This window comes from Pseudanabaena sp. 'Roaring Creek', assembly GCF_001402795.1.
Taxonomy (GTDB): domain Bacteria; phylum Cyanobacteriota; class Cyanobacteriia; order Pseudanabaenales; family Pseudanabaenaceae; genus Pseudanabaena.
The window spans coordinates 1-5,774 of the sequence record NZ_LIRE01000301.1; the positions used below are offsets into that span (position 1 = coordinate 1).

At 45.7% G+C, this 5,774-nt stretch carries 6 protein-coding genes; 2 read left to right on the forward strand and 4 right to left on the reverse strand.

Features of this window, described 5'->3' with window-relative positions; all coding sequences use genetic code 11:
• Positions 1-320 (forward strand): transposase (locus AC805_RS10390; protein ID WP_055075371.1); only part of this gene is annotated, 320 nt, incomplete at its 5' end.
• 190 nt (positions 321-510) lie between these two features.
• Entirely contained in the window at positions 511-1,140 is a 630-nt protein-coding gene (locus tag AC805_RS10395; RefSeq protein WP_055075372.1) for a Crp/Fnr family transcriptional regulator, read from the forward strand.
• 188 nt (positions 1,141-1,328) lie between these two features.
• Here the strand turns inward: AC805_RS10395 and AC805_RS10400 are convergent, their stop codons facing one another.
• From AC805_RS10400 to AC805_RS10415, 4 genes are all read right to left on the reverse strand, one after another.
• Positions 1,329-1,880, reverse strand: coding sequence for a 50S ribosomal protein L25/general stress protein Ctc (locus AC805_RS10400; protein ID WP_055075373.1), 552 nt, complete (start codon positions 1,878-1,880; stop codon positions 1,329-1,331).
• 133 nt (positions 1,881-2,013) lie between these two features.
• Positions 2,014-3,327, reverse strand: coding sequence for an adenylosuccinate synthase (locus tag AC805_RS10405; protein WP_055075374.1), 1,314 nt, complete (start codon positions 3,325-3,327; stop codon positions 2,014-2,016).
• A gap of 236 nt (positions 3,328-3,563) precedes the next feature.
• Entirely contained in the window at positions 3,564-4,580 is a 1,017-nt protein-coding gene (locus AC805_RS10410; protein WP_055075375.1) for an NAD(P)/FAD-dependent oxidoreductase, read from the reverse strand.
• Between the two features lie 204 nt (positions 4,581-4,784).
• A complete protein-coding gene (locus tag AC805_RS10415) occupies positions 4,785-5,657 on the reverse strand; it encodes an isoaspartyl peptidase/L-asparaginase (protein ID WP_055075376.1) in 873 nt (290 codons plus the stop codon).
• Between the last annotated feature and the right edge of the window lie 117 nt (positions 5,658-5,774).

A 5,774-nucleotide genomic window follows, 5' to 3' on the forward strand; every position in this document is an offset into this window, starting at 1 on the left:
TGGTTTACACTGACGAATATGCCATCTATAACCCTTTACAAGATTGGGGTTATGCTCACAAAACTGTTTGTCATGGGGTAGGCGAATATGCTAGAGATGAAGATGGTGATGGCTTTTGTGAAGTTCATGTCAATACGATGGAAGGCTTTTGGTCGCTTTTACGCTCTTGGTTACGACCTCATCGTGGGATTTCTCAAGAAAAGTTACCTTTGTATTTGAGCTTCTTTGAGTTCGTTCATAATGCCAAGAGGAGGGGTAAAGCTTTGCTCAGTGCTTTGCTAGACTCCCTACTTTCTTTACCTCCCCGAAACACCTATTGAGCCAAAACTAAAACCAGAGAGAGTACCGCCCGCTAAGCGGGCGGTACTCTCTCTGGTTTTAGCTACTTAGCTGAGTTTGTAAGCTCTAGGAAAATAAAAGTTTAAGAAGAATTTATCGATTTAATAAACTTCGCTTAACCTGATTGTGTCGAGAAACACATAGGATAACAAATGTGTACCTCACGCTGATATGACATATACGTTCTCAAGCTTTGATCTTAACTCCACAAACTCTGTAACTGACTGGCGGCGATCGCTCGAAGAAATTTATCGCGGTCGTACCATGCACACTTACAAAAGTGGTCAAATTATCCCCATGTATCCCCATGAGGTGTGGGTAGTTTGTCGCGGAGTTGTCCAATTAAATACTTTGCATCCCTCTGGCGATGAAGTTCTAGTCGGATTTGCAGTACAAGCAATGCCCTTCGGCTTGCCCCTGACGAACTTAGAACCCTACCAAGCGATCGCTTTATCAGATGTTGACTTGATGCGGTTTACGCTGATCGAACTCGAGCAGTCTCCGCAACTTTATCAGGGGATTTTGCAGCATCTCAATCGCCGACTTCAGCAAACTGAGGCTTTATTGGCTCTCGTAAGTAATAAGCGAGTTGAAGAACGTCTCCGCCAAATTTTACTTTTGCTTAAACAAGAAGTAGGAGTAACGGTTGAGGATGGAACTCGGTTAACCGTGCGTCTTACCCATCAACATCTTGCCAGTGCGATTAGCAGTACCCGCGTCACTGTAACTAGAGCAATGAAATTGTTACAAGACGAAGGCTGGCTCAAGGTTGATCGCGATCGGCATATCATTCTAGTTTAGAAACTTAGTCTGATAACGATTACCAAAATCTTACTGGGTTTGGTTTTTAATTCGCTAAAGTATTGTCACACTTTCGTGAATTGACATATAAACTTAGAACCAAGGTAGTACCAGCCGCTACGCGGCTGATACTCAATCTAGAAATAACAAAACCTTGCTGAGCAAGGTTTTGTTATTTCTAGGTATATTTACTTCTTAAGGATAGTAACTACAAGAGCCGTACCATCGGTTACGGGCTTGACACCCTCAGGATAGGCAATTTCACTGACGTGAACGCCTTTACCAATATCGAGCCCAGTGATATCGATTTCAAAGCTCTCAGGGACATTAGTAGGGGCGCAAGCTACACGAACGTAGTTCTTGATTGTATCTACAGAGCCACCGCCAACTTTTACACCGACAGGTACGCCAACGAAGTGAAGAGGAATGTCTACTTCAATTTTTGACTGGGACTCGATCGCAAAAAAGCTGAGGTGATAAATCGAATTCTTGTAGGGATGATTTTGCACTTCACGCAATAATGTTTTTCCTTTGAAGTCACCGTCAGTTACATTTACTTCGATTAATGTGTTATTAATCGTCGCTTCCCGTAACAAAGTAGTTGCTTCTTTAGCATCTAAAGCGATCGAAATCGACTCAGACCCTTTATGTCCGTATACAGTGGCAGGGATTTGACCATCACGACGGAGTGCGCGATTGTTTGCGGGTGGACGGGTAGTAGCGTTGATTTGTAATTGCATTTTTTTGTAACTTTATGATTGCTTAATGGCTTTTAGCCCTTAGTGATTAGCTATTGGCTTTTAATTTGTAGTTGTCATTACCTAGATTTAACCCAGAAGCTAAAAGCTAAAAGCTAAAAGCTAGCGGCTAAATCTAAGCTTTCAACAAACCACGTTTTGGTCCATGGATTGGGTCTTCCACAATGATCGTTTGCCCTCGGCTTGCGCCTAGGGAGATAATTGCGATCGGAGTTCCTGTCAAATCGGCAAGGAACTTAAGATAGTCCTTTGCCTCTGAGGGTAAATCCTCGACGGTTTTACATTCACTAGTCGATCGCCGCCATCCTGGTAAAGTCTCGTAGATGGGGATCGCTCTAGCAAAGGCACGCGCATCACTGGGAAAATCGCGCACGACTTGACCATCTAGTTCATAGGCAATACAGACCTTGATTTCTTCGAGATCGTCGAGTACGTCAAGTTTGGTAACAGCGAGACAATCAAGTCCATTAATGCGAACCGCATAGCGACCGATTACGCCATCAAACCAACCACAACGGCGCTTGCGTCCCGTGGTTGTGCCAAATTCGGCTCCACGCTCACCGATCTGGTTGCCAATCTCATCATGGAGCTCGGTGGGGAAGGGACCTTCGCCAACGCGAGTTGTATATGCTTTGGCAACGCCGATGACGCGATCGATAGAAGTTGGTCCCACTCCTGCACCGATACAGGCTCCGCCTGCAACGGGATTTGATGAAGTGACGTAGGGATAGGTGCCATGATCGAGATCTAGCAATGTGCCCTGTGCGCCTTCAAACAAAATATTGCGTCTCTCACGGATTGCCGCATCAATTTTGAGGGATGCATCAACTACATGAGGACGGAGGCGATCCGCATAGCCACGATATTCGGCAATAATTGCTTCAGCATCGAGGGGTTCTAAATTATAGAGCTTTTGTAAAACAATGTTTTTTTGCTCGATCGCCCAACGCAGCTTTTTCGCTATGCGTTTCTCGTCCATTAAGTCAATGATCCGAATGCCAACCCGCTCGGATTTGTCAGCGTAGGTTGGACCAATTCCTCGTCCCGTAGTACCAATCTTGTGTTCGGCTCGCTGATCCTCGGAGGCGCGATCTAGAACACGGTGATAAGGCATGGTCACATGGGCGGTTTCCGCAATAAAGAGGTTATCCGTTGATATACCCAAATCTTTGAGTCGATCCACTTCTTCTAGAAGCACCTTCGGATCGATCACTGTGCCACTGGCAATGATGCATTCCGTTTTGGGATACAGGATTCCCGAAGGAATCAGGTGTAACTTAAAGGTGCGATCGTTGACGACGACCGTATGTCCTGCATTATTACCGCCTTGGTAGCGAACAACGACATCTGCGGAGCGGCTCAGCAAATCGGTGATTTTGCCTTTACCTTCATCACCCCACTGTGCCCCAATAACAATTACATTAGCCAAGAGTCTTGCTGCTCAATAAAATCTCACAATCGTTTATTATTGCAAAAGATTGCATTGTTTGTCAATGTCTTGAACGAGCTTTTTTAGACTTAGCAATACCTAGTTTTTTCATTGAAGGATTAGACATTGCGGCGCTTCGCGCCGCAATGTCTAATCCTTCAATGGGAAGGGAGTATCTATCTGGATTGAATAATAGATGATCGATTAATGGGCGATGCATAGTAACTATAAATTGCCTAAGCTTTAAGTAATTCGATCGCTGACTCTGCGGCGGCAAGCCCTGAATGATAGGCTGCTTCAATATTCTTACCCGCACACCAATCGCCAGCGCAGATTAGCGGTAATGGAATTGCTGTGGATAAGCAAGAAACACCTAAAGACTCTTCGGCGAGGGCATAGCGCCAACGATGTACTTGCCACCATTCGGGACTAGCCAGCCATTTTGCTAATAATCTACCCACTTGGTTGAGTAAAGGTTTACCAGCAATTTCCAGATCGGGCTCTTCCATAGATTGCTTCGCAAATTCGGCGGTACTTTGGAGTACAAATACTGGTTGGATAGCTTTATCTGAATGTTTGCTACTGTCGTAGCTAATCCAATCAAGAATTGGATCGTTAATACAGCGAATAGCCTGCCATTCTGAAGGAACAGAATTACTGGCATTGTAGCCAGCCATAATAGTGACGCTAGGCGCAAAGGTAACAGACTGCACTGCGTGCAAAAAGTTGGGAGCCGCCGCAAGCACTTCTTCAAATATTGGGAGAAATTGGGGGGCGGGAATGGTGGAGACGATCGCCGCAGTTTCCAATAATTCTTGGCGATCGGTTACTAGCTGCCATTTGTCGTCTTTGTGACTGACACTAACGATACGAGCATTATTAATGATCGGAATTTCATGGGCAAGATATTTGGCGATCGCGGTCATACCCATCGGACAGCAGTAACGGGTGTGTCTTGCATCTGCTTCTGGGGCGATCAATCCCGATGCCGAGAGCTGATAGACATCACGAGTCCATTCTTGCACGATCCCTTTATCCTGTAGTTTGCGCACAAACCTACCAAAACTATCGCTCTTCACTGAAATTAGTTGCGCACCATGATCGACCCAAGTGCCTTGCAAACGTCTAGTTGCCATACGTCCTCCGACCCCTGCGGATTTCTCGACAATGGTTATATCTAGCCCTGCTTGCTTCAGTTGTTGGGCGCAGGTTATACCAGCTATTCCTGCGCCGATCACGATTACATCTTTCATACAGTTTCAGTTCATGCCTCTTGAAGAGCTTAGCTCATCTTTAATTAATCGCAACCATCAAAAATAGTTTTTCATCACCTCCTTGAAATAAGTTGGGATGAAAAAATAAGCAGTTCAGGCAAAATCAGAGAATGTACCGACCGCTAAGCGGTCGGTACATTCTTCTAAGTTTTCTGAGCTGATTATGAGATCTGATTATTAAATCTATAGTGTATCCTGTATTTTCTCACCGTCATGATATGCAGCGAACAATACAGGACAGGTTTTGCCCCATGCGATCGCGCCATTGGCATCGAGACAAATTGCCCCAAAATCGCGATCGCGACTCTTTGCCTCAGCAATCGATTTTTCGACCGCTTGTTGAAGTGTCATCCCATCAGTGACACGCACCACTACTCTAGTGGCAAATCCTTCATCGAGGATATCTTCGCCAACACCCGTACAGCTTACGCCTGCAAGTTTGTTAGCGTAGTTACCCGCAGGAGTTGCCGAGTCGCTGACTCGACCGATGCGCTCGAAACCTCTTCCGCCTGTGGATGTCCCCACACAAATGCTGCCATATCGATCTAGTACTACTGCACCGATCGTTCCCATCGCCACATCTGCCATTTTGCGAGTGAAGTTAGTTTTACGCTCCTCTACCCATTCTGCAAGGCGTTCATCGGTGAGGGGGTTGTAAATCGGGATACCCAATTCGCGAGTAAGCTCCGCCGAGCCATAGTCAGATAAAACGCGATCGTCGCTAGTCTGCAAATGCTTAGCCAGATCAATGGGATTTTTGACTCTTGCCGTATTGATGACACCACTAAAACTTTGGCGATCGCCATCCATAATCGAGGCACTCATGCGGATTTGCCCATCGGACTGCAATACGGAACCAGTTCCCGCATTAAAACGAGGATCGTCTTCCAGCATTTGACAAGCCTTGACGACAGCATCGATCGCCTTCGCGCCATCTAGCAACATCGGGTAAACGGTTTCAAGAACGGCAAATAATGACTTGCGTACGGGTTCGTAGCCGCCTTTGCTTTCGACCGTGCTACCAGCGCCGCCATGAATAATAATTTTTGGTTGCATTTTTTATTTGGTATAGTTGTTTTAAATAACTTGTAGACGGGCTTCGACTTCGCTCAGCCCTCGGTGTAAGCTAGCTGAGCGAAGTCGAAGCTGTAGTTTTTATTTGAATTATCTATA

Coding starts and splice junctions, on each gene's coding strand:
- AC805_RS10395 (WP_055075372.1), top strand. CDS start 511: ATGACATATACGTTCTCAAGCTTTGATCTTAACTCCACAAACTCTGTA.
- AC805_RS10400 (WP_055075373.1), bottom strand. CDS start 1,880: ATGCAATTACAAATCAACGCTACTACCCGTCCACCCGCAAACAATCGC.
- AC805_RS10410 (WP_055075375.1), bottom strand. CDS start 4,580: ATGAAAGATGTAATCGTGATCGGCGCAGGAATAGCTGGTATAACCTGC.
- AC805_RS10415 (WP_055075376.1), bottom strand. CDS start 5,657: ATGCAACCAAAAATTATTATTCATGGCGGCGCTGGTAGCACGGTCGAA.